Origin of the sequence: Achromobacter sp. RTa (assembly GCF_000757485.1) — a bacterium.
In the GTDB taxonomy this organism is placed as follows: domain Bacteria; phylum Pseudomonadota; class Gammaproteobacteria; order Burkholderiales; family Burkholderiaceae_B; genus Achromobacter.
The window spans coordinates 194,572-217,824 of the sequence record NZ_JPYO01000013.1; the positions used below are offsets into that span (position 1 = coordinate 194,572).

Below are 23,253 nucleotides of genomic sequence, written 5' to 3' on the forward strand. Positions count from 1 at the left end.
TCGCCTCTCCTTGCTCAGACGAGCTTGCCGTGGCACTGCTTGTACTTCTTGCCGCTGCCGCAGGGGCACGGATCGTTGCGGCCGACCTTGGGCATCGCGTTGCGCACGGGTTGCGCGCCGCTCTGCGCTTCCGGCTGGGCCAGCGCTTCGTCGTAGTCGGAGTGGTGGTACTGCACGTTCTGCACGTGCGATTGTGCCGCTTCGGCCTCGGCCTGGTCCACTTGTTCCTGGGACTGCACGCGCACCGTCATCAGCACGCGGACTACGTCGTCGCGGATGCGGTCCAGCATGCCCGAGAACAGTTCGAAGGCTTCGCGCTTGTATTCCTGCTTGGGATTCTTCTGCGCATAGCCGCGCAGGTGGATGCCCTGGCGCAGGTAGTCCAGCGCGGACAGGTGCTCGCGCCAGTGCGTGTCGATCGCCTGCAGCATGATCGAACGCTCGAACTGCGACCACGACTCCAGGCCGACCTGGTCCACCTTGGCCTGGTAGGCGTCGCGCGCGGCGGCCACCACGCGTTCGCGCAGGTCTTCGTCGGTCAGGCTGGTTTCCTTTTCCAGGATTTCCACCAGCGGCAACTGCACGTGCCAATCGGCCTCGAGCGCCTTCTGCAGCGCCGGCACGTCCCACTGCTCTTCCACCGACTCCGGCGGAACATGCACGTTGAACATCTCGGTCACGGCGGCGTCGCGCAGATTCTGCACGGTCTCGCCCACGCTGGCGGCTTCCAGCACGTCGTTACGCTGCGAATACAGCACCTTGCGCTGATCGTTCGCCACATCGTCGTATTCAAGCAGCTGCTTGCGGATGTCGAAGTTGCGGCCTTCAACCTTGCGCTGCGCGGTCTCGATGGAACGCGTCACCATGCCGGCTTCGATGGGCTCGCCCTCGGGCAGCTTCAGCCGCTCCATGATGGCGCGCACGCGGTCGCCCGCGAAGATCCGCATCAGCGAATCTTCCAGCGACAGGTAGAAGCGGGACGAGCCCGGATCGCCCTGGCGGCCGGCGCGGCCCCGCAGCTGGTTGTCGATACGGCGCGACTCGTGGCGTTCGGTGCCGATGATGCGCAGGCCGCCCGCGGCCTTGACCTGCTCGTTCAGCGGCTTCCATTCGGCGCGCACCTTCTCGATGCGCGCCTCTTTTTCCGCCTCGGACAAGGATTCGTCGGCGCGGATCAGGTCGACCTGCTTGTCGACGCTGCCGCCCAGGACGATGTCGGTGCCGCGGCCGGCCATGTTGGTGGCGATGGTGATGTGGCCCGGCTTGCCGGCCTCGGCCACGATCTCGGCTTCGCGGGCGTGCTGCTTCGCATTCAGCACTTCGTGCGGCAGCTTCGCCTTCTTCAGCAGGCCCGACAGCAGCTCGGAGTTCTCGATGCTGGTGGTGCCCACGAGCACCGGCTGGCCGCGCTCGTGGCAGTCCCGGATGTCGTCCAGGATGGCGTTGTACTTTTCCTGGTCGGTCTTGAAGACCTGGTCGTTCTGGTCCTTGCGGACCATGGGCTTGTTGGTCGGGATGATGACCGTTTCAAGCCCGTAGATTTCCTGGAATTCGTACGCTTCCGTGTCGGCCGTGCCGGTCATGCCGGACAGCTTTTCGTACATGCGGAAGTAGTTCTGGAACGTAATCGAAGCCAGCGTCTGGTTCTCGTGCTGGATCTTCACGCCTTCCTTGGCCTCGACCGCCTGGTGCAGGCCATCGGACCAGCGGCGGCCCACCATCAGACGGCCGGTGAATTCGTCGACGATCACCACCTCGCCGTCCTGCACCACGTACTGCTGATCGCGGAAGAACAGCGTGTTGGCGCGCAGCGCCACCATCAGGTGGTGCATCAGCGCGATGTGGCGCGGGTCGTACAGCGATTCGCCTTCGGGCAGGATGCCCAGGCGCGCCAGGATGCCCTCGGCGTTCTCGTGCCCGGCTTCGGACAGATAGACCTGCTGGCTCTTTTCGTCGACCCAGTAGTCGCCTTCGGGTTCCGGCTCCTGCGGCTTGGGCTCGCTCGCCATGCGCTTGAGCAACGGCGGCACCGCGTTCATGCGGATGTAGAGCTCGGTGTGGTCTTCGGCCTGCCCGGAGATGATCAGCGGCGTGCGGGCCTCGTCGATCAGGATCGAGTCCACTTCGTCGACGATGGCGTAGAACAGACCGCGCTGGCGGCGGTCTTCCACACGGTATTCCATGTTGTCGCGCAGGTAGTCGAAGCCGAATTCGTTGTTGGTGCCGTAGGTGATGTCGGCCACGTAGGCGGCCTTCTTCTCCTCGTTGGGCTGCTGCGGCACCACCACGCCCGTGCTCATGCCCAGGAAGCGGTACAGGCGGCCCATCCATTCCGCGTCGCGGCGGGCCAGGTAGTCGTTCACCGTGACCACGTGCACGCCCTTGCCGGCGATCGCATTCAGGTAGACCGGCAGCGTCGCCATGAGCGTCTTGCCCTCGCCCGTGCGCATTTCGGCGATCTTGCCGTTGTGCAAGGCGATGCCGCCCAGGAGCTGCACGTCGAAGTGGCGCATGCCGAACACCCGCTTGCCGGCTTCGCGCACTACGGCGAAGGCTTCGGGCAGCAGGTCGTCCAGGGATGTGCCCTGGGCGTGGCGGGAACGGAATTCCTCGGTCTTGGCCGCCAGCTCCGAATCGGAGAGCGCGGAGATCTTGGGCTCCAGCCCATTGATCTGGGTTACCAGCTTGCGATACTGCTTAAGCAGCCGGTCGTTGCGGCTGCCTATGAGTTTTTTGAGCAGAGAAACCATGCGTATGTCGGCCGCACGGGACACGCCGCCCTCGCGTAAGGGCTGGGCAGCGTCGCCCGTGACTTGATGTTATTGGTTGAGCGGGGGTCCGCTGGGAAACGAACCAGTTTAACGCACCTGGAGCGCAATAGCCTGGATCTATCACCAGGGTAGCACTGTTGGCCAGTTTGACCGGCCAACGCGCCGGCGGTTCACCGCGCGGCGTGGGCCACGGCGGGCGGCGCGTTCTGCTGGGGGCCCAGGAACAGGCGGGGGTCCAGAGGCTGCCCCGCAAGACGCACCTCGAAGTGCAGGTGCGGGCCCGTGGAACGGCCGGAACTTCCCACGCGGGCGATCTGCTGGCCGCGCTCGATCAGCTCACCCTGCTTGACCAGCAGGGACGAGGCATGGGCATAGCGGGTGATCAGGCCGTCGCCGTGGTCGATCTCGACCATATTGCCGTACCCCGGCTGGAACTTGGACTCCAGCACCACGCCGCCCGAGGCGGCCAGGATGGGCGTGCCGGGCGGCGCGGCGAAATCCAGCCCTTCGTGCATGGCGGTGCGGCCCGTCACCGGATTTCGGCGCCAGCCGTAGGACGAAGTGAGATAGGGATAATCGGTGATGGGCATGGCGGTCGGCATGCGGGCCTGGTCGGCGGAACGCCGGGTAAGCGCCGCATCCAGCAGCTTCAGGTTGTCCGTCTGCTGCGAGAGCCTGGCCTGGATGTCGTCGAGCTGGCGGCCCAGGGCCTCGGCCGACGCCGCGCTGGGCGGGGGGTGATCGGTGAACAGGTCGTCCATGACCTGGGTGGCCTCGGGCTGGGTCAGCGCTTCCGGCTGCGCGACGGCCAGCTGCTTGGCCAATTCGGGGTCGGTATAAGCCACGCCGGCGACCTTGGCCACGCGCTGGCCCAGGCCGTCGATGCTGACCAGCTTGGCCTGCAGCGCCCCCACCTTGGCGGCCAACAGGTTCATGTTTCCGCGCAGGAAATCGGCGTCGCGCCCCGGCTGGTTCGACAAGGGCCAGCCCACGGTGTGTACGGCCGGCAGGATCGGAGTAAGGTATCGTTGCAGCGCGGCGCCGAAGATGGCCGCCGTGATCAGGGCGAGCCCCAGCAACAGGGCCAGGTGCCCGCCGCGCAGGGTGAAATGCCCGTCCTGCCCGTCGCGGGCGTGCATAATCACGATTTTCAAGGTTTGCTTCCTAATTCTTAGAGCCGGGATGAATAGACCCACTTCATACCGTCAACGTTCCAGTTCCAGCCGGCGCGAAGAAAATACCGCCCTGGGATGGCTGGGTCATGACATGCGGGGAGCCGGCGTTCTGGCAACCGCCCGCAAGCACTTGCAAATCCAGTACGCGGTGGCGGCGGTTCTGCCCGCCCCGCTGGGCGCCGTATGCCAGGTGGGCAAGCTGGAAAACCAGTGCCTGCACCTGGTGGTGCCGAGTGCCGCTCATGCGGCCAAGATGCGTCAGTTGGCTCCGCGCATCGCGCGGACCCTGGCAGACCAAGGCTGGAACCTTAACGAAATCGCCGTCAAGGTACAAGCGGGTTTGCCCAAACCCGGCGCCCGCCAGCCGCGCCCTCCCACAGAGGCGCAGCCACTAGGCGAAACCGCCCTGGGCGCGTTCGAGACGCTGCGTGGAAACCTGCGCCCCGGGCCGTTGGCCGATGCGGTCGCCAAACTCCTGAAACACCACAAGAGTAGCTGAAGCCAGGGGTATTGTCCGGCGGGAATCGCGCTCCGAAACGAAGCGAAACCAAGTTATCGGACGGATTGATCCTATGGTTTGCCGCCGGTTTGCGCCTTAAGCGCGAGAGGATGACGACCACCCATCCTCCGGAAGTTATCCCAAGCCTGACCTCGCACAATGACAGCGCGGGCGCCGCGGAGCCGGCTTTGCCGGTCCGCTGGGGCCGCCCCCTTGAGGGGGCCCGCGTCAGCGGGTAGGGGGTGCGCTCACCCCCGGCTTTGCCGGTCCGCCGGGGCCGCCCCCTTGAGGGGGCCCGCACAGCGGGTAGGGGGTGGACCCCTACGCCAGCTTCCATTCATGGCGGAACGCCTGCGGCGCCTCCGCCTGGGATTCATACGTGATCAGTTCCCAGGCATCGCGCTGCTCCAGCAGCGCGCGGGCCAGTTGGTTGTTCAGGCCGTGGCCCGACTTGCACGCAACGTAGCGCGCCACCAGGGGCTTGCCCAGCAGATACAGATCGCCGATGGCGTCCAGGATCTTGTGCTTGACGAATTCGTCGTCGTAGCGCAGCCCGTCGCTGTTGAGCACGCGGTACTCGTCCATGACGATGGCGTTGTCCAGGCTACCGCCGCGGGCCAGGCCCATCGAGCGCAGGGCCTCGACTTCGTTCACGAAACCGAAAGTGCGCGCGCGCGCGATCTCGCGCACATAGGAGTGCGTCGCGAAATCGATCTCGGCGAAATTGGCGGTGGAGTCGATCGCGGGGTGCCGGAAGTCGATGGAAAACGCCAGGGCGAAGCCTTCGTGCGGTTCCAGGCGGGCCCATTTTTCATTGCGGCCCTCGCCTTCGCGCACTTCCACGGGCCTCAGCACGCGGATGAACTGCTTGGGCGCATTCTGTTCGACGATTCCCGCCGAGCGCAGCAGGTAGACGAACGTCGCCGCGCTGCCGTCCATGATCGGGACTTCTTCGGCGGTCAGGTCGATATGCAGGTTGTCGATTCCCAGGCCGGCCAATGCCGACATGAGGTGTTCGACCGTGGACACGCGGACATTGCCCTGCTGCAGCACCGATGCCATGCGCGTGTCGCCCACGCCGGCCGCCTGGGCAGGCAGGTCCACGACCTGCGGCAGATCGACGCGGTGGAAAACGATACCCGTGTTGGGTTGTGCCGGGCGCAAGGTGAGCTCGACCCGCCGTCCGGAGTGGACGCCGACGCCTGTCGTGCGGACGAGATTCTGGATGCTGCGCTGTCGGAACATGAGACTTGGGTGATTTGAGCCAGGAAGCCGGCAAGATGGCCAATAGATTGCCGGCGTAACTGACGTATTGTAACGCTGTCCGATTCCTGGCGCCATCAAGCGTCTGGATCGGTCTATACCTCCGTCCCCTATTTTTAACGTGCAAGGGAAACACGGACCGCTCCGCCTCCGGCCCACCCGAGGGGACAGGCGGGCCGGAGATGAGGGAGTGCGTTTTAGAGCCTGTGACCGGCTCTTTGGTTCAATCCGCCTGCTTGCGCAGGAACGCCGGGATGTCGAAGTGATCCATGCCCGAGCTTTCCAGCGCGCGCACCTGGGCAGACGCCTGGCTGCGCGGATTGCGCATGACCGAGGGCATGTCCAGGTTGCGGTAATCGCCTTGGCCGGCCGGCATCGCGCCCATGGGCATGTTGTCGGTACCGGTGCGCAGCACTTCAGCCGTGTTCTGCACCAGTTGCGGACGCGATTGCGCGCGGCCCAGGCCGGTCGCGACCACGGTCACACGCAGGTTCTCGCCCATGGATTCGTCGTAGGCGGTGCCGAAGATCACGGTGGCGTCGTCCGAAGCGTAGCTGCGGATCGTTTCCATGATTTCGCGCGTTTCGCGCATCTTCAGCGAGCGGCTGGCGGTGATGTTGACCAGCACGCCGCGAGCGCCGTTCAGGTCCACGCCTTCCAGCAGCGGGCAAGCAATGGCGTGCTCGGCGGCCACTCGGGCGCGGTCCGCGCCGGAAGCCGATGCCGTGCCCATCATGGCCTGGCCTTGCTCGCCCATGATCGTCTTGACGTCTTCGAAGTCGACGTTGACGTTGCCTTCGACGTTGATGATTTCGGCGATACCCGCGCAGGCGTTGTGCAGGATGTCGTCGGCCGAACGGAAGCAGTCTTCCTGCGTCGCGTCCTCGTCCATCAGTTCATAGAGGTTCTCGTTGAGCACCACGATGAGCGAATGCACGTGCTTGGCCAGTTCCGAGATACCGTCCTCGGCCATCTTCAGGCGCTTGTTGCCTTCGAAGGTGAAGGGCTTGGTGACCACGCCCACGGTCAGGATGCCCAGTTCCTTCGCCACTTCGGCCACGACCGGACCCGCGCCGGTGCCGGTGCCGCCGCCCATGCCGGCGGTGATGAAGACCATGTGCGCGCCGTTCAGGGCGGCACGGATCTCCTCGCGCGCGGTTTCAGCCGACGCACGGCCCTGCTCGGGCTTGGCGCCCGCTCCCAGGCCGGTGCGGCCCAGGCGGATTTGCACCGGGGCGTTGGTCGCCGCCAGTGCCTGCGCATCGGTGTTGGCGCAGATGAAATCCACGCCGTTCACGCCGCTGCGAATCATGTGCGCCACGGCATTGCCGCCCGCACCGCCCACACCAACGACCTTAATAACGGTCCCTTTGGTGGTGTTCTCAAGCATCTCAAAGTTCATCATGATGACTCCCTCACAAGTCCGATTTGCAAATCACAAAATTCCCCAACAACCTATTTTTTGTGAATCGCCTCAAACACGTCGCCGGCATGGCCCGCAACGGGTTTGAAGCGCCTCCCCTCTTCTGGCCCGGCCTGCGATACCGCCAGCCGACCGGACCAAGGAGCAGGCCCCAACCTGCCCCCCTCTACCTAATTCATGAACCATTCCTTCATGCGCGCCAGCAAGGTCTTGAAGTTGCCGGTCTGGGCGGCGACCTTGCGGCCGCGCACCCGTTGCATCCGCGCTTCCTGCAGCAGGCCCATGACAGTCGAGAAGCGCGGATTGCGCATCACGTCGGCCAGGCTGCCTTCGTATTCGGGCACCGCCACGCGCACAGGCTTGAGGAACACGTCCTCGGCCAGTTCGATCATGCCGGGCAATTGCGCCGAGCCCCCGGTCAGGACCACGCCGGAAGCCAGCAGATCCTCGTAGCCGGAATCGCGCACGACTTGCTGCACCAGCGTGAACAATTCCTCCACGCGAGGCTCGATCACGGCGCCCAGCGCCTGGCGCTTGACCTGGCGCGGGCCGCGGTCGCCCAGGCCGGGCACTTCCACGGACTCGTCCGGGCTGGCCAGGACCTGCTTGGCCACGCCGTAGCGCAGCTTGATTTCCTCGGCATCGGGCGTGGGCGTGCGCAGCATCGCGGCGATGTCATTGGTGATCTGGTCGCCGGCGATGGGCAGCACGGCGGTGTGGCGGATCGCGCCACCGGTGAAGATCGCCACGTCGGTGGTGCCTCCGCCGATATCGACCAGCACGACGCCGAGTTCCTTTTCATCGGCGGTCAGCACGGCCAGGCTCGAGGCCAGCGGCTGCAGGATCAGGTCCTGCACTTCCAGGCCGCAGCGGCGCACGCACTTGACGATGTTCTGGGCGGCGCTGACCGCGCCCGTCACGATGTGCACGCGCACTTCCAGGCGCAGGCCGCTCATGCCGATCGGCTCGCGGATGTCTTCCTGGCCGTCGACGATGAACTCCTGCGTCAGCACGTGCAGCACCTGCTGGTCGGTCGGGATGTTCACCGCCTTGGCGGTCTCGATAACGCGGGCAACGTCGGTGGCGGTGACTTCCTTGTCCTTCACGGCGACCATGCCGCTGGAATTGAAGCTGCGGATATGGCTGCCGGCAATGCCGGTGTAGACGTCGCGAATCTTGCAATCTGCCATCAGCTCGGCTTCTTCAAGCGCGCGCTGGATGGAATTCACAGTGGTCTCGATATTGACGACCACGCCCTTGCGCATGCCGCGCGATTCGTGCTGGCCGAGGCCCAGCACTTCGAATCGCCCTTCAGGCAAAATTTCAGCCACCACAGCCACCACCTTGCTGGTGCCGATATCGAGGGCGACGATAAGGTCCTTGATGTCACGGGTCATGGCGTTAGCGTTTCTTCGGAGGTTTCGGTGTGGATTTGGATTTGGTTTCCGACGGCGGCAACGGAGCCAGCGCCAGGGCGAAACCATTCGGATAGCGCAGGTCGGCCTGTGTCACGGTGCGCCCTTCCAGGCGCCCCGCCACGGCGGGCCACGCCTGCACAAAGCGTTGAATACGGGCCGCGAACGGCAACGCGCCGGGCAGGCCATGCGGGTCGGGCGCATCGGCACCCGGATCGCGTCCCAGGTCCAGCGACATGCCGTTGGACAGCACGACGCGCCAGGCATAGCGCGGGCTCAGTTCCAGCTGCTTGACGTGCATGTCCAGCGGGGCGAACCAGCGCGCCAGTTCGGCATAGCGCTGCACGACCAGCGACTCGGTGCCCTCGGGGCCGAAGAATTGCGGCAGCACGGTCTCGTCGTCCACCTCGCCCGTGTTCGCCGTGAACGCCTCGCCCCAGGTGTTGATCATCTGGTTCTCGTTCCACAGAGCCAGGGGCTGCTGCTCCTCGATCCGCACGCGCAGCACGTTCGGCCAGATGCGCCGCACGGTGGCATGCCGGACCCAGGGAACCGACTCGAAGATCTCCCGCGCGTCGTCCAGGTCCACCGTGAAGAAGTTGCCCTTGAAGCGGCCGGCGATCGCCGATCGCACCGCCGCCGGCGACACATAGTGCAGTTCGGTGTCCGGCATCGATTCCAACTCGATGGCCGACAGCGTGAAGAACGGACGTTGCGCTACCCACACCACGCCCGCGACGAGCATGGCGCAAACCGCCAGCACGGCCAGCGTGTTGGCGATCAGGTTGGTAGTGCGAGCGTCGTTCCACACAGATTATCCAGGTCAAGCGTTGCGGGCCGGGCTGTGCACCTTGCACGCGGCCTCGGACAAAATGGCCACGCACAGATCGGCATAGCTGATTCCCACCGCCTTCGCGGCCATGGGAACGAGAGAGTGGCTGGTCATGCCAGGCGAGGTATTCATTTCAAGCAGCCACGGCCGGTTGTCCTGGTCGAGGATGAAGTCGGCACGGCCCCAGCCTTCGCAGCCCAGCGCCTGGTATGCCTTCACGGCGATCCCGGCGACTGCCTCCGCCACTTCGGGCGGCAGGGTGGCCGGGCAGAAGTACTGCGTATCGTCGGAGAAGTACTTGTGCTCGTAGTCGTAGTTGCCGCCCGGCGCGGCGATCTCGATCACCGGCAGCGCGCGCGCGGCCTTGCCGGAACCCAGCACCGCCACGGTCAGTTCGCGGCCGGAGATGAACTGCTCGGCCAGCACCTCGCTGTCGAATCGCGCGGCCGCGGCATACGCTTCCTTCATGTCGGAATAGCCCACCACTTTGGTGATGCCGACAGTCGATCCTTCATGCGGCGGCTTGATGATGAGCGGCAGGCTCAGGCGGTCGGGCACCAGGCGCAGCTCGGTGTCGGCATCCAGCACTTCGAATTCGGGCGTAGGCAGGCCGTGCTGCAGCCACACGCGCTTGGTCATGGTCTTGTCCATGGCCAGCGCGGAAGCCAGCGGTCCGCTTCCGGTGTAGGGGATGCCCAGCAGCTCCAGCGCGCCCTGGATCGTGCCGTCCTCGCCGTAGCGGCCATGCAGGGCGATGAACACGCGGTCAAACCCCTGCTCCGCCAGTTCGGACAAGCTGCGCTCGCCGGTGTCGAACAGATGGGCGTCGACGCCGGCGCTGAGCAGCGCCTGGTGCACGCCCGCGCCCGACATCAGGGACACCTCACGCTCGGCGGAACGCCCGCCGTACAACACACCCACTTTGCCGAATTGCGCGCTCATGCCAGCTCTCCTACTTGGGCGGGGACCTTGCTGATCGAACCCGCTCCCATGACAACCACGACGTCGCCGTCACGGACAAAGTCCACCACCGCTTGCGGCAGCTCGGTCACGTCCTCGACGAACACCGGTTCGACCTTGCCGGCCACCCGCAATGCGCGCGACAGGGCCCGGCCGTCCGCCGCCACCAGCGGCGGCTCGCCCGCGGCGTAGACCTCGGTCAGCAGCACGGCGTCCGCCGTGCTCAGCACGCGCACGAAATCCTCGAAGCAATCCCGGGTCCGCGTGTAGCGGTGCGGCTGAAACGCCAGCACGATGCGGCGGTCGGGCCAGGCGCCGCGCGCGGCGGCCAGCGTGGCCGCCATTTCCACGGGGTGGTGGCCGTAATCGTCGATCACCGTGAAGGTGCCGCCGCCATGGCTGGCGGGCACCGGGAATTCGCCGGTCTGGGTGAAGCGGCGGCCGACGCCCTTGAACGACGCCAGCGCTTCGCGGATCGCGTTGTCGGACACGCCCAGTTCTGTCGCCACGGCGATCGCCGCCAGCGCGTTGCGCACGTTGTGCAGGCCCGGCAGGTTCAGCTCCACTTCCAGGGGCGGCAACAGCGTATCGAGATAGGTGCGCTGCACGTTGAAGCGCATCCTCGTGCCTTCCGGCTGCACTTCGTAGGCATGCACCTGCGCTTCGGGGTTGAGCCCGTAGGTAGTGATCGGCCGGGACACGAAGGGCATGATCTCGCGCACGTTCGCGTCGTCCAGGCAGAGCACGGCGCTGCCGTAGAACGGCAGGCGCTGGGTGAACTCGATGAACGCGCTCTTCAGGCGCGCCACGTCGTGCCCGTAGGTGTCCATGTGATCGGCATCGATATTGGTCACGATGGCCATCACGGGCAGCAGGTTCAGGAACGAAGCGTCGGATTCGTCGGCCTCGACCACGATGTAGTCGCCCTGCCCCAGCCGCGCGTTGGCGCCGGCCGAATTCAAGCGGCCGCCGATCACGAAAGTGGGATCGAGATCGCCGGCGGCGAGCACGCTGGCCACCAGACTGGTCGTGGTCGTCTTGCCATGAGTGCCGGCAACCGCGATGCCGCGCTTCAGGCGCATCAGCTCCGCCAGCATGATGGCGCGCGGCACCACGGGGATGCGGGCCGAACGGGCCGCGATCACCTCGGGGTTGTCGCCGGCCACCGCCGTGGACGTCACGATGGCGCCGGCGCCGGTTACATTGCTGGCCACGTGGCCGATGGAGATCTTCACGCCCAGCGCGGCCAGGCGGCGCGTCACGGCCGACTCGTTCAAGTCGGAGCCGCTGATCGTGTAGCCCAGGTTGAGCAGCACTTCGGCAATGCCGCTCATGCCCGAGCCGCCGATGCCTACGAAATGGATATGTTGGATTCTGTGTTTCATGATGAACGCCCCGCTGCTTGTTCACAGGCGTCGGCGATATGGGCCGCCGCCTCGGGGCGCGCATGCGCACGGGCCCGTTCTGCGACGGCTTGCAGTTCTTGTCGGGTACGCTGGCCCAGCCACTGCGCCAGCCACTCGGGCGTCAAGGCGGTCTGAGGCTGCAGCCAGGCGGCCTGCGCGTCGCTCAGGAAGCGCGCGTTGGCGGTCTGGTGGTCGTCGATGGCATGCGGGAACGGCACGAACAGCGCCGCCACTCCCGCCGCCGCCACTTCGGACACCGTCATGGCGCCCGCGCGGCAGATCAGCAGGTCGGCCGCGCCCAGGGCGCCCGCCATGTCGTCGATGAACGCGCGGCAGTCGGCCGCCACGCCCGCCTGGGCGTAGGCCTGCTGCAGCGCGGGCAAATGCTGTTCGCCGGCCTGGTGGACGACTTCCGGCCTGCTTTCCTGCGGCAGGAGCGCCAGCGCCTGCGGAAGCGTGGTGTTCAGCGCCAGAGCGCCCAGGCTGCCGCCGACTACCAGCACGCGCAGCGCGCCGCTGCGGCCGGCATAGCGCTCGGCCGGATCCGGCAGCGCGCACATATCCGCCCTGACGGGGTTGCCCATGGCCTCGCCCTTGGGCAGCACGCCCGGAAAGCCGCTGAGCACGCGGCGCGCCATCCTGGCAAGCCACTTGTTCGCGGTGCCGGCCACGGCGTTCTGTTCGTGCACGACCAGCGGCGTGCCGCGCAGCGCGGCAACCACGCCGCCCGGGAAAGCCACGTAGCCGCCCATGCCCAGCACCACGTCGGGGCGCACGTCGGCCAGGCGCGACCAGGCTTGCGCGAACGCGCGCAGCAACAGGAACGGCAGCTTCAGGAGCGCCGACGCGCCCTTGCCGCGCACGCCCTGGAAACGCAGGGGCACCAGCTCGATGCCGCGGGGCGGCACCAGCCGCCCTTCCATCTTTTCGGGATTGCCCAGCCACAGCACGCGCCAGCCCCGCTCGCGCAGCACGTCGGCCACGGCCAAGCCGGGCATGATGTGCCCGCCGGTGCCGCCGGCCATGATCAGGATGGTGCGGGATGCGGTCATACGCGCCCCCCGCGCATCATGATGCGGTTTTCCACGTCGACCCGGATCAGCATGGCCAGCGCGCACAGGTTCATCACCACGCCCGAGCCGCCATAGCTCATCAGCGGCAGGGTCAGGCCTTTGGTGGGCAGCAGGCCCAGGCATACGCCCATGTTGATGAAGGCCTGCACGCCGAACCACATGGCGACGCCGTGCGCCACCAGGCCCGCGAAAGTGCGTTCCATGGCGATGGCCTGGCGGCCGATATCGAAGCCGCGGTACACGATGATCGCGAACAGCGTGATGACCAGCATCACGCCCGCAAAGCCCAGCTCTTCGCCCACCACGGCCATCAGGAAGTCAGTGTGCGCCTCGGGCAGGTAATGCAGCTTCTCGACGCTGGCGCCCAGGCCCACGCCCAGCCATTCGCCGCGGCCCAGCGCGATCAGCGAGTGCGACAACTGGTAGGCGCTGCCGTAGGCGTTGTCTTCGTTCCAGGGATCCAGATAGGCGAAAAGACGCGCGCGGCGCCACGGCGACAGCCAGATGAGCATCAGGAACGTGCTGACCAGCACCGCCAGCAGGCTGCTGAAATACTTGCCGTTGATGCCGCCCAGGAACAGGATGCCGATGGCGATCGCCACGATCACCATGAAGGCGCCCAGGTCGGGCTCCAGCAACAGCAACATGCCCACGCCGCCCAGCGCGACGGCCATGGGCAGGAAACCCCGGGCGAATGCCTGCATGTGCTCCTGCTTGCGCACCGTGTAGTCGGCGGCGTAGAGCAGCGCGGCCAGCTTCATCAGCTCGGACGGCTGGAAGTTGAGCGGCCCCAGCGGGATCCAGCGGTGCGCGCCGTTCACTTCCCGGCCGATGCCTGGGATCAGCACGGCGACCAGCAGCGCCATCGCCACCCCGAACAGCGGCACCGCCAGGCGCTGCCAGACGCGGATGGGAATGGCCAGCACCACGGCGGCGCCGATCAGGCCCGCGCTGACGAACAATCCGTGGCGGATCACGAAATAGTAGCGGCCATAAGACGCGTAGCGCGGGCCGTCGGCCAGCGCGATCGACGCCGAATACACCATCAGCAGGCCGAGCAGCAGCAGCGTCGATGCCGCGATGACCAGCGGCAGATCGAAGTTGCGCATGCGGGTACGGCCGGGCCGTACGGCGTTGACGCTGGCGGTGAGATCGGCGATCAGGCTCATGCCACCTCTCCTCGGTCGCGGGCAAGGTCTTCCACCTCTTCCACGAACGCCTGTCCGCGATGCGGATAGTTGCGGAACATGTCCATGCTGGCGCAGGCGGGCGAAAGCAGCACGGCATCGCCCGGCTGCGCCAGTTCGGCGGCGCCGCGCACCGCGTCGCGCAGCGTCTCGACCGTGATGCACTTCACGCCGGTCGGCGCCAGCACACGGCCGATCTCGGCGCCGTCCTGACCGATCAGCATCACGGCGCGCGCATGGCGAGCCACGCCCGGAATCAGCGGCGAGAAATCCTGGCCCTTGCCCAGGCCGCCCGCGATCAGCACCACCTGCTGGCCCAGGCCTTCCAGCGCGGCAACGGTGGCGCCCACGTTGGTGCCCTTGCTGTCGTTGATGTAGTCGACGCCGCCGATCGTGCGCACGAAGGCCGCGCGATGCGGTTCACCCGTGTACTCGCGCAGCGCGCGCAGCATGGCGCCCCAGCCCAGGTCCAGACAGCGCGCCAACTGCAGCGCGGCCAGCGCGTTCAAGGCATTGTGGATGCCTCGGATGCGCAGGGCGTCCACGGGCATCAGGCGGCTCATGCGGCCCTTGGCGCGGACCGGTTCGGGCGCGTCCTTCTTGCGGCGCGGAGGCGGCGCAGGCTCATCGAAATCGTTGGGTTCGCAGGCCGTCAGCCAGGCCACGCCCTGGCCCAGTTCCAGGCCCATGTCGCCGACCAGCTCCGGCACGTCGCGGCCGAAGCTGCGCACGTTCAGCGCGTTCAGGGTGGCGACCATGTCGACGGTATAGGGGTCGTCGCGGTTGACGATGGCGACCCGGGCCATCTTCAGCAGACGCGCCTTGGCCTGCGCGTACGCTTCCATGCCGCCGTGCCAGTCCAGGTGATCCTGGGTGACGTTCAGCACGACGGCCGCGTCGGCCATCAGCGAGCGCGTGGTTTCCAGCTGGAAGCTCGACAGCTCCAGCACCCAGACCTGCGGCAGCGTATCGGCGTCCAGCGCCGCCATCAGCGCGGCCAGCGCCGCAGGGCTGATATTGCCCGCCGCCACGGCCGACAGCCCGCTGGCTTCAACCAGCTGCCGCGTCAACGCGGTGACGGTGGTCTTGCCATTGGTGCCGGTCACGGTCAGCAGACGCGGCCGGTACTCGCGCGTTTCGGCCAGACCGGCCAGCGCGCGCGCGAACAATTCGATCTCGCCGACGATCTCGATACCGCGGGCCTCGGCCTCGCGCAGCAGATCGGCCGCGGGGGCCTGGGCGGGCGCCAGACCGGGACTCAGCACCACCTGGTCCACGCCGTCCAGCAGCGCCGCGTCGAAGGACTCGTCGCAACCCAGGCGATATTCCACGTCGCTCTGCGCCAGCGACTCGCGCAGCGCGGCCAGCCCGCCCGGCTCGGCGCGCGTGTCGGCCACGCGCAGGCGGGCGCCTTGGCGGGCGCACCAGCGAGCGGCGGCGACACCCGTCTCGCCCAATCCGAGGATCAGGACGAGCGGCGCGTCTGCGCGGGAGGTTTCCATCGTATTCATCGCAACTTCAGAGTAGAGAGGCCGATCAGCACCAGCATCATGCTGATGATCCAGAAACGCACGACCACCTGGGTTTCTTTCCAGCCACCCACTTCAAAGTGATGATGCAACGGGGCCATGCGGAAAATGCGTCTACCTGTTCCATAACGTCGCTTGGTGTACTTGAACCAAGTCACTTGCATCATCACGGAAAGGGTCTCAACCACGAACACGCCGCCCATGATGAACAGCACGATCTCCTGGCGCACGATGACCGCGATGGTGCCCAGCGCTCCGCCCAGCGCCAGCGCGCCGACATCGCCCATGAAGACCTGCGCCGGATACGCGTTGAACCACAAAAATGCCAGGCCGGCGCCGCCGATCGCGGCGCACAGGACCATCAGTTCCGCCGCGCCCGGGATATAGGGAAACAGCAGGTACTTGGAATAGTCCACGCGGCCGACCACATACGCGAAGATGCCCAGCGCGCTGCCGACCATGACGGTGGGCATGATCGCCAGGCCGTCCAGGCCGTCGGTCAGGTTCACGGCGTTGCTGGTGCCGACGATGACCGCCCAGGTCAGCGCCACGAAGCCCAGCACGCCCAGCGGGTAGCTCACGCTCTTGAAGAACGGAACGATCAGGTCGGCGCGCGTCGGCAGCGACATGGTGAAACCGCTGCCCACCCAGGCCTTGAAAAGGGGCCACAGTTCAGTATTGGCGGGGGCCGACACGGCGAACGCCAGATACACCGCGGCCACCATGCCGATGGAGGCTTGCCAGAAGAATTTCTGCCGGGCGGGCATGCCTTCGGGATCGCGGTAGACCACCTTGCGGTAATCGTCCATCCAGCCGATCCAGCCGAAGCCGAACGTGACCAGCAGCACCACCCACACGAAACGGTTGGTCCAGTCCGCCCACAGCAGCGTGCTGATGGCGATGGAAATGAGGATCAGCACACCGCCCATGGTGGGGGTGCCGGTCTTGACCAGATGGGTTTCGGGACCGTAGGAGCGCACGGCCTGGCCGATCTTCATCTCGGTCAGCTTGCGGATCACGCGCGGGCCGGCCACCAGGCCGATAAGCAGCGCGGTCGCGCATGCCAGGACAGCGCGCAGGGTGATGTATTCGAACACCCCCAGTGCGCGCACATCGTCAGACAGCATGCGGGCGATTTCAAGCAGCATCGTGCTCTCCCTGCCCCTGGGCCGCCGTGTTTTCATTCGTGGAAAAAGCCGTCACTACCCGCTCCATGCGCATAAAGCGCGATCCCTTTACCAATACGCAGGACGGGCGCAGGCCGCGCAAGGCGGCAACGACTTCGTCTACCGATGCGCAGGCGTGCGCCCCCACACCGAATGCGGCCGATGCCGCCCGGCTGGCTTCGCCTAGCGTGATGAGCGCGTCGAGCCCTTGCTCGCGCGCGTAATTCCCCACCTCTACATGCATGGCGGGGCCGTTGTCCCCGACCTCGCCCATGTCGCCCAGTACGAGGACACGCGTGCCGGCAATGCGCGCCAGCACGTCGATGGCCACGCGAACCGAGTCGGGGTTCGCATTGTAGGTGTCGTCGATGAGCAACGTACCGTCACTCATTTTCTTGTGCTGCATGCGGCCCGCGACCGGACTGAAACCGGCCAGCGCGCGCACCGCGCTTTCCAGCGGCGCCCCTGCGGCGATGGCGCTGGCGATGGCCGCCAAGGCATTGCGCAGGTTGTGCAGGCCGGGCACCGGCAGCGCCAGGTCGGCGGTGCCGACCGGCGTCACCACGCGGCAGCGCGTTGCATGCACGTCGGCCAGGATCTGCTCCGCGTACACGTCCAGGCCCGGTTGCAGGCCAAAACGCAGCACGCGGCGCGGCTCGGCCAGGGCGTCCCAGATTTTCGAATACGGTTCATCGCCCGGATAGACGGCGACGCCATCCTCGGGCAGCGCGGCGATGGCGGCGCCGTTCTCGTGCGCAACCGCCTCCACGCTGTGCATGAATTCCTGGTGCTCGCGCTGGGCGTTCGTCACCAGCGCCACCGTGGGCGCCGCCATGGCCGCCAATTGCGCGATTTCGCCGGGATGGTTCATGCCCAGCTCGAACACCGCCGCGCGGTGCTCGGGACGCAGGCGCAGCAGCGTCAGCGGCACGCCGATATCGTTGTTCAGGTTGCCGGCGGTGGCCAGGCGGCCCGCCTCGCCACGCCAATCGGCCAGCATGGCCGAGATCATTTCCTTGGTCGTGGTCTTGCCGTTGCTGCCGGTCACCGCGACGACGGGCAGGGAAAACCGCGCGCGCCAGGCCGAACCGATGCGCATCAGCGCCACGCGGGTGTCGCCCAGCACCAGTTGCGGCAGGCGGGAGTCGGACACGGCATGCGCCACCACGGCCGCGCACGCGCCGCGTTCCTCGGCCTGGTCCAGATAGTCGTGCGCGTCGAAATTCTCGCCCACCAGCGCCACGAACAGTTCGCCCTCGCCGATGCGGCGCGTGTCCGTGGACACGCCCTTGACCTGCGGCAACAGCATGGCCAGGCGCGCCCATTCGCGATCGTCGAAGGGCAGTTTCTCGCCCCCGATGTCCTGGTAGGTTTCATGCCCTTTGCCGGCCAGCAGCACCACGTCTTCGGGCGAAGACGCCCAGATGGTCTGCATGATGGCGCGCGCGCGATCCACCTGCACGTCGGCATGCGCCGCCTCGGGGATGCCGGCAAGAATCTGCTGGACGATGGCTTCGGGCGATTCGGTGCGCGGATTGTCGCTGGACACGACCACGTGGTCGGCCAGGTCGGCGGCGATGCGTCCCATCTCGGGGCGCTTGCCCGGATCCCGCTCGCCACCGCAGCCGAACAGGCAGACCAGACGGCCCGAACGCGCCACGGCGACGGCGCGCAAGGCGGCCAGCGCCCGCGACAGCGCGTCTGGAGTATGGGCGTAGTCCACCACTACCAGCGGACCGCGGCCGGTGCCGGCCTGGGCGCCGCTGGAGCCAAGCGGCTCCACGGTCTGCAGGCGGCCATCGACCGGGTCGGTCGCCGCCAGCTCGCGCGCGATCTGCGCGAACGGCAGGCCAAGCTGATACAGCACACCCGCGACAAGCAGCAGGTTCGAGACATTGTGCGCGCCGAGCAGGCGCGTCACGATCTGGGCTTCGCCGTGCGGCGACACCAGCGTGAAGATCTGGCCCTGGGACGTGGCCTGCAGATCGCGCGCGCGCATCGCGGCGGGAATCTCGGACGCATCGCTCAGGCTGTAGCCCATCGCCATGTCAGCGGGCAGGCTCGCGATCAAGCGGCGCCCGGCCTCGTCGTCTGCGTTGACCACGGCGGCCGTCAGGCCCGGCCAGCGGAACAGGCGCGCCTTGGCCGCTTCGTACCGCTCCATCGTGCCGTGATAGTCGAGGTGGTCGCGGGTCAGGTTGGTGTACGCCGCGAGCGCAACCCGCACTCCGTCCATCCGGCCCTGTTCGATGCCGATCGACGATGCCTCCATCGCGACGGCTTTCGCCCCCGCGTCGCGCATCGCGGCCAGCGTGCGGTGCACGGTCAGCACATCGGGCGTCGTCAGGTCGCCGCCCAGCGTGCGGCCGTCGGGCAGCACCGCGCCCAGGGTGCCGATGGTGCCGCAGGGCTTGTCATTGCGGCTCAGCGCGTGGGCGATCCACTGCACCGACGACGTCTTGCCGTTGGTGCCCGTCACGGCCACCACGGCCAGCGCGGCGGACGGCCGGCCATACCAGGTGTCGCCCAGCTCGCCCAGCAGGGCGCGCAAACCGGTCACCGGCAGCATCTGGGCCTGCGCTGCCGAAGCCTCGATGGCCTCGCTGGCGGGCGCTTCGAACAGTACCGCGCTGGCGCCCAGCGCCAACGCCTTCTCTATATAGAGGCGCCCATCGCTGGACAGGCCCGGGCAGGCGACGAACACGTCGCCAGGCTCGATCTCGCGGGAGTCCAGCTTGAGATGCGCCGTCAACGAAACGCGCGCATGCAACCACGCCACGATCTCGGCAACCGTGGCGACGGGGGAAGAAGTATGGAAGCCTTTGGCGTTCATCTGCCTGGCTCCTTGAGACCAGCAACAATAGTGGATTCGAAGGGTGCGTCCGGACGCACCCCCATCAACCGCAGGCTGCCGCCCACGATCTGGGAGAACACGGGCGCGGCGATCGCGCCGCCGTAATAACCGCCCACCGTCGGCTCGTCGATGGACACGGCCACCACGATCTTCGGATCGGACACCGGCGCAAAGCCCACGTACGAGCTCCGGTAGCGCTGCGTGCTGTACTTGCCGTCGACAATCTTGCGCGCGGTGCCGCTCTTGCCGGCCACGCGGTAACCCTGCACCTGGGCGGCCTTGGTGCCTTCGGGACCGGCGGCGGCCTCCAGCATGCCTCGCACCAGCTCGGTGGTCCTCGGCGTATAGATCTTGACGCTGGTCGGGTCGCTGTCGCGCTTGACCAGTGTCAGCGACACCATGTCGCCGTTGCGGGCGAAGACGGTATAGGCGCGCGCCACCTGCAGCAGCGACACCGACAGGCCGTAGCCATAGGCCATCGTGGCCTTTTCGATCAGGCGCCAGCGATCCCAGGGACGCAGGCGGCCGGGCGCCGCGCCGGGAAATCCAACTTGGGGCGCCTGGCCCAGGCCCAGTTCCGTGAAGCGGTCCCACATTTCGCGGGCTTCCAGCTTCTCCGAGATCATCGTCATGCCGATGTTGCTGGACTTGCGCAGCACGCCAGCCACGTCCAGCGTGCCGTTGCGGCTCACGTCGCTGATCGTGCTGCCCTGGTACTGGAAGCGGCCATTGCCGGTTTCGAACAGGGTCTTCGTGCTGATGCGGCCCAGGTCCAGCGCCAGCGCGGCGGTGAACGGCTTCATGATCGAGCCGGGCTCGAACGTGTCGGTGATCGCCTGGTTGCGCAGATTGGCGCCGTGAAAGGTCTCGCGCTTGTTGGGATCGAAAGTGGGGACGTTGGCCAGGGCCAGAATCTCGCCCGTATGCACGTCCACGACCACGGCGGTCGCGCCCTTGGCCTGGTGCTTGTCCATGGCGTCCTTCAACGCCTTGAACACCAGGTACTGCAAGCGCGTGTCGATCGACAGGCGCAGGTCGCGGCCGTCGACGGGCAAGGTCACGGCCTGCACGTCCTCGATCACGCGGCCCAGCCGGTCCTTGATGACACGGCGGCTGCCCGGGCGGCCCGAAAGCTGCTGGTTGAACGTCAGTTCGACGCCCTCCTGCCCCTGATCCTCGACGCTGTTGAAGCCCACCACGTGGGCCATCACGTCGCCGTCCGGGTAGTAGCGGCGGGTCTCGGGCTGTTGGTGCACGCCAGGCATGCCCAACTGCTTGATCTTGTCGGCCACGTCCATGGCGACCTGGCGCTTCAGGTAGACGAAATTCTTGTCTTCGTCGACGAGGCGATGGCGCAGGTCGGCCACCGGCGTATCCAGCAGCTTCGCCAAGGCATCCAGCTGGGCCGGAGTGGCCTGCTTGGTGTCTTCGGGAATCGCCCAGATTGCGCGCGCGGGCACGCTCGAGGCCAGCACCGCGCCATTGCGGTCCATGATCTTGCCGCGCGTGGCGGCCAGGGTCAGCGTGCGCTCATAGCGCCGCTCGCCCTGCTGCTGCAGGAATTCGGTCGACAGCCCCTGCAGGAACAGCGCTCGGCCGGCCAGCACGGTAAACCCGCCGAACAGCAGGATCAGCACCAGGCGCGCGCGCCACGTGGGCAATTGCCCTCGCAGCACGGGGTTGTCGAAGAAAGGAACGCGTTTCATTGCGCGCCTCCGTTGGCGGAGACGGGCGCCTGATTCATATACAGCGTGCGGTCCGGAACGATGGAGATCATCTTTAGGCCGTCACGCGCGATGGCGTCCACCCGCGCGTTGCGGGCGAGTTCGGCGCGGTCGAGCTGCAAGCGCCGCCAATTGGTTTCCAGGTCGCGCGCCTGGGCCTGATCGCGTCCCAGCTCGACGAAGAGCTGGCGCGACTGATACCGGCTGGTGACCAGGGAAATGGCCGACAGCATCAGCAAAGCCGCAACGATCAGATTGACGCGACCCATCAGCGGCGCCCTCCCTTGCCGCCGCGCCGGGGCGGCGGAGCCAGGTCGCTGCCGGGCAGGGAACCGATCTTCACGAACGCAAAGCCGCCCTCGGCGGGCAGCGGGGTTTCCGTGCGTTCGGCAACGCGCAGGATGGCGGAACGGGCGCGGGCATTCGACGAGACTTCTTCGTCTTCGGCCACCACGCGCCCGAGGGAACGCAGCACGGGCTGGGGCATTTCGCTTTCGCGCAGAGGCAGGCGCGCGTGCGCCGCAGCCGGACGAGCCGCCGCCGCGATGCACTGCTTGACCATGCGGTCCTCAAGCGAATGAAAGCTGATCACCGCTAATCTCCCCCCCGGAGCCAGCAGGTCTAGAGCTGCCGCGAGGGTGCGCGCGAGCTCTTCGAGTTCCCGATTGATGTAAATCCGTAAAGCTTGAAAGGTGCGTGTGGCCGGATGCTGCCCCTTTTCGCGCGTGCGGACGGCGCTGGCGACGCACTCGGCAAGCTCGAGCGTGGTGCGCAGCGGCCTTGTTGCGCGGCGAGCAGCAATCGCCTTTGCAACCTGAAAAGCAAACCGTTCTTCGCCATAATCCGCTATGACCTCCCGCATCTCATCCACACTGGCTTGCGCCAGCCAATCCGCCACCGTGGGACCACGAGTGGTGTCCATCCGCATGTCGAGCGGGCCGTCTCGCATGAACGAGAAACCGCGCTCGGCATCATCGATCTGAGGCGACGAAACGCCCAGATCCAGCATCACGCCATCGACCTTGCCGATGCCGAGCTGCTCCAACTCTTCGGCCATGGTGGCAAAGCCCCCATGCACCACGGTGACCCTCGGGTCCGCTGCCGCCAACGCATTGGCCACCGCGATCGCCTCCGGATCCTTGTCGAACACAACCAGCCGCGCGCCCGGGCCCAGACGGCCAAGCAGCTCGCGGCTGTGCCCGCCACGCCCGAAGGTGCCGTCGACGAAGACGCCGCTCTCCGCTCGCGTAGCCGCAGCCGGCCCGCCTTGCTCTTGCGACCGTGCCGCGCCCTTGCCGCCGAATCCGGCCAGCAGTAACGCGTCCACCGTCGGCTCCAGCAAGACGGGCCGATGTTCGAATTCCATAACTTTTTCAGAACGAAAACTGATTCAACACATCCGGCATACCCTTGGCCAGGTCCTCAGCCTCGCGGCTGGCCAGGGTAGCGGCGTCCCACAGCTCGAAGTGCGCGCCCAAACCGAGCAGCATCACATCGCGCGTCATACCGGAAGCGTTGCGCAGTTCAGGAGCGATCAGGACGCGGCCGGAGCCGTCCAGTTCCACGTCCTGAGCGTTGCCCAGCAACAGCCGCTGCAACGCGCGGGCCGACATGGGAAAAGCGGCGATCTGTTCGCGCTTCTTTTCCCACTCGGGCCGCGGGTAGACCAGCAAGCAGCCGTCAGGGTGGCGAGTCAGGGTCAGCCGACCATCGGCCTGCGACATGAGCGCGTCACGATGCCGGGTCGGAATCGAGATCCGTCCCTTGGCATCCAGCGTGAGCGCGCTGCTTCCCTGAAACACCACTTTTACCCCACTTAATTGCACAATTTCCTACTATTTCCCACTCTACGGTATGGGACAGGGGCGGTCAAGCGCGTGGTTGCAATTTTTTCAATCACAACAAGGACTTAGATCAATATGTAAATCCGCAAAAACAAAAACCTCCCAATAAATCAGGAGGTTGCGACATTATCT

18 protein-coding genes are annotated in these 23,253 nt (G+C 66.6%); 1 reads left to right on the forward strand and 17 read right to left on the reverse strand.

Translation table 11 applies throughout. From position 1 onward, the window contains the following. Nucleotides 1-14 precede the first annotated feature (14 nt). Nucleotides 15-2,750 (reverse strand): preprotein translocase subunit SecA, encoded by a 2,736-nt coding sequence (gene secA / locus JL37_RS05580; protein ID WP_043542555.1) that lies wholly within the window; start codon nucleotides 2,748-2,750, stop codon nucleotides 15-17. 191 nt (nucleotides 2,751-2,941) lie between these two features. Next, nucleotides 2,942-3,910, reverse strand: a complete 969-nt coding sequence (locus JL37_RS05585; protein ID WP_043542650.1) for a M23 family metallopeptidase — start codon at nucleotides 3,908-3,910, stop codon at nucleotides 2,942-2,944. A 127-nt stretch (nucleotides 3,911-4,037) separates the two neighbouring features. Here JL37_RS05585 and JL37_RS05590 point away from each other — a divergent pair, with 127 nt between their 5' ends. Continuing rightward, the gene (locus tag JL37_RS05590) at nucleotides 4,038-4,445 is read left to right on the forward strand and encodes a DciA family protein (RefSeq protein WP_081954982.1); all 408 of its coding nucleotides are present in this window, start codon (nucleotides 4,038-4,040) and stop codon (nucleotides 4,443-4,445) included. 321 nt (nucleotides 4,446-4,766) lie between these two features. Here JL37_RS05590 and lpxC read toward each other — a convergent pair whose 3' ends face one another. The 15 genes from lpxC to mraZ form a co-directional block, all read right to left on the reverse strand. Next, entirely contained in the window at nucleotides 4,767-5,690 is a 924-nt protein-coding gene (lpxC, locus tag JL37_RS05595; RefSeq protein ID WP_043542557.1) for a UDP-3-O-acyl-N-acetylglucosamine deacetylase, read from the reverse strand. 241 nt (nucleotides 5,691-5,931) lie between these two features. Beyond that, nucleotides 5,932-7,113 (reverse strand): cell division protein FtsZ, encoded by a 1,182-nt coding sequence (ftsZ, locus tag JL37_RS05600; protein WP_043542558.1) that lies wholly within the window; start codon nucleotides 7,111-7,113, stop codon nucleotides 5,932-5,934. 188 nt (nucleotides 7,114-7,301) lie between these two features. After that, entirely contained in the window at nucleotides 7,302-8,528 is a 1,227-nt protein-coding gene (ftsA, locus tag JL37_RS05605) for a cell division protein FtsA (protein WP_043542559.1), read from the reverse strand. 4 nt (nucleotides 8,529-8,532) lie between these two features. Next, entirely contained in the window at nucleotides 8,533-9,357 is an 825-nt protein-coding gene (locus tag JL37_RS05610; protein WP_043542560.1) for a cell division protein FtsQ/DivIB, read from the reverse strand. Nucleotides 9,358-9,369: 12 nt separating this feature from the next. Further along, on the reverse strand, nucleotides 9,370-10,320 hold the full coding sequence (locus JL37_RS05615; RefSeq protein ID WP_043542561.1) for a D-alanine--D-alanine ligase: 951 nt from the start codon (nucleotides 10,318-10,320) through the stop codon (nucleotides 9,370-9,372). Continuing rightward, nucleotides 10,317-11,723 (reverse strand): UDP-N-acetylmuramate--L-alanine ligase, encoded by a 1,407-nt coding sequence (gene murC / locus JL37_RS05620; RefSeq protein ID WP_043542562.1) that lies wholly within the window; start codon nucleotides 11,721-11,723, stop codon nucleotides 10,317-10,319. Before murC ends, JL37_RS05615 begins: the two co-directional genes overlap by 4 nt. Next, on the reverse strand, nucleotides 11,720-12,796 hold the full coding sequence (gene murG / locus JL37_RS05625; protein WP_043542563.1) for an undecaprenyldiphospho-muramoylpentapeptide beta-N-acetylglucosaminyltransferase: 1,077 nt from the start codon (nucleotides 12,794-12,796) through the stop codon (nucleotides 11,720-11,722). Before murG ends, murC begins: the two co-directional genes overlap by 4 nt. Further along, a complete protein-coding gene (gene ftsW / locus JL37_RS05630) occupies nucleotides 12,793-13,986 on the reverse strand; it encodes a putative lipid II flippase FtsW (protein ID WP_043542564.1) in 1,194 nt (397 codons plus the stop codon). The genes murG and ftsW overlap by 4 nt, the downstream gene beginning before the upstream one ends. Continuing rightward, nucleotides 13,983-15,515: a UDP-N-acetylmuramoyl-L-alanine--D-glutamate ligase gene (murD, locus tag JL37_RS05635; RefSeq protein ID WP_043542565.1), complete on the reverse strand. Its 1,533-nt coding sequence runs from the start codon at nucleotides 15,513-15,515 to the stop codon at nucleotides 13,983-13,985. The genes ftsW and murD overlap by 4 nt, the downstream gene beginning before the upstream one ends. Continuing rightward, on the reverse strand, nucleotides 15,512-16,681 hold the full coding sequence (gene mraY, locus JL37_RS05640; protein WP_043542566.1) for a phospho-N-acetylmuramoyl-pentapeptide-transferase: 1,170 nt from the start codon (nucleotides 16,679-16,681) through the stop codon (nucleotides 15,512-15,514). The genes murD and mraY overlap by 4 nt, the downstream gene beginning before the upstream one ends. Continuing rightward, entirely contained in the window at nucleotides 16,671-19,532 is a 2,862-nt protein-coding gene (gene murF, locus JL37_RS05645) for a bifunctional UDP-N-acetylmuramoyl-L-alanyl-D-glutamate--2,6-diaminopimelate ligase MurE/UDP-N-acetylmuramoyl-tripeptide--D-alanyl-D-alanine ligase MurF (protein ID WP_043542567.1), read from the reverse strand. Before murF ends, mraY begins: the two co-directional genes overlap by 11 nt. Then, a complete protein-coding gene (locus JL37_RS05650; protein ID WP_043542568.1) occupies nucleotides 19,529-21,259 on the reverse strand; it encodes a penicillin-binding protein 2 in 1,731 nt (576 codons plus the stop codon). The genes murF and JL37_RS05650 overlap by 4 nt, the downstream gene beginning before the upstream one ends. After that, a complete protein-coding gene (gene ftsL / locus JL37_RS05655) occupies nucleotides 21,256-21,546 on the reverse strand; it encodes a cell division protein FtsL (protein WP_043542569.1) in 291 nt (96 codons plus the stop codon). The genes JL37_RS05650 and ftsL overlap by 4 nt, the downstream gene beginning before the upstream one ends. Beyond that, nucleotides 21,546-22,643, reverse strand: a complete 1,098-nt coding sequence (gene rsmH / locus JL37_RS05660) for a 16S rRNA (cytosine(1402)-N(4))-methyltransferase RsmH (protein WP_043542570.1) — start codon at nucleotides 22,641-22,643, stop codon at nucleotides 21,546-21,548. Before rsmH ends, ftsL begins: the two co-directional genes overlap by 1 nt. Nucleotides 22,644-22,650: 7 nt before the next feature. Continuing rightward, nucleotides 22,651-23,079, reverse strand: a complete 429-nt coding sequence (mraZ, locus tag JL37_RS05665; RefSeq protein WP_043542651.1) for a division/cell wall cluster transcriptional repressor MraZ — start codon at nucleotides 23,077-23,079, stop codon at nucleotides 22,651-22,653. Between the last annotated feature and the right edge of the window lie 174 nt (nucleotides 23,080-23,253).

Coding starts and splice junctions, on each gene's coding strand:
- secA (WP_043542555.1), bottom strand. CDS start 2,750: ATGGTTTCTCTGCTCAAAAAACTCATAGGCAGCCGCAACGACCGGCTG.
- JL37_RS05585 (WP_043542650.1), bottom strand. CDS start 3,910: ATGCACGCCCGCGACGGGCAGGACGGGCATTTCACCCTGCGCGGCGGG.
- JL37_RS05590 (WP_081954982.1), top strand. CDS start 4,038: ATGCGGGGAGCCGGCGTTCTGGCAACCGCCCGCAAGCACTTGCAAATC.
- lpxC (WP_043542557.1), bottom strand. CDS start 5,690: ATGTTCCGACAGCGCAGCATCCAGAATCTCGTCCGCACGACAGGCGTC.
- ftsZ (WP_043542558.1), bottom strand. CDS start 7,113: ATGATGAACTTTGAGATGCTTGAGAACACCACCAAAGGGACCGTTATT.
- ftsA (WP_043542559.1), bottom strand. CDS start 8,528: ATGACCCGTGACATCAAGGACCTTATCGTCGCCCTCGATATCGGCACC.
- JL37_RS05615 (WP_043542561.1), bottom strand. CDS start 10,320: ATGAGCGCGCAATTCGGCAAAGTGGGTGTGTTGTACGGCGGGCGTTCC.
- murC (WP_043542562.1), bottom strand. CDS start 11,723: ATGAAACACAGAATCCAACATATCCATTTCGTAGGCATCGGCGGCTCG.
- murG (WP_043542563.1), bottom strand. CDS start 12,796: ATGACCGCATCCCGCACCATCCTGATCATGGCCGGCGGCACCGGCGGG.
- ftsW (WP_043542564.1), bottom strand. CDS start 13,986: ATGAGCCTGATCGCCGATCTCACCGCCAGCGTCAACGCCGTACGGCCC.
- murD (WP_043542565.1), bottom strand. CDS start 15,515: ATGAATACGATGGAAACCTCCCGCGCAGACGCGCCGCTCGTCCTGATC.
- mraY (WP_043542566.1), bottom strand. CDS start 16,681: ATGCTGCTTGAAATCGCCCGCATGCTGTCTGACGATGTGCGCGCACTG.
- murF (WP_043542567.1), bottom strand. CDS start 19,532: ATGAACGCCAAAGGCTTCCATACTTCTTCCCCCGTCGCCACGGTTGCC.
- JL37_RS05650 (WP_043542568.1), bottom strand. CDS start 21,259: ATGAAACGCGTTCCTTTCTTCGACAACCCCGTGCTGCGAGGGCAATTG.
- ftsL (WP_043542569.1), bottom strand. CDS start 21,546: ATGGGTCGCGTCAATCTGATCGTTGCGGCTTTGCTGATGCTGTCGGCC.
- rsmH (WP_043542570.1), bottom strand. CDS start 22,643: ATGGAATTCGAACATCGGCCCGTCTTGCTGGAGCCGACGGTGGACGCG.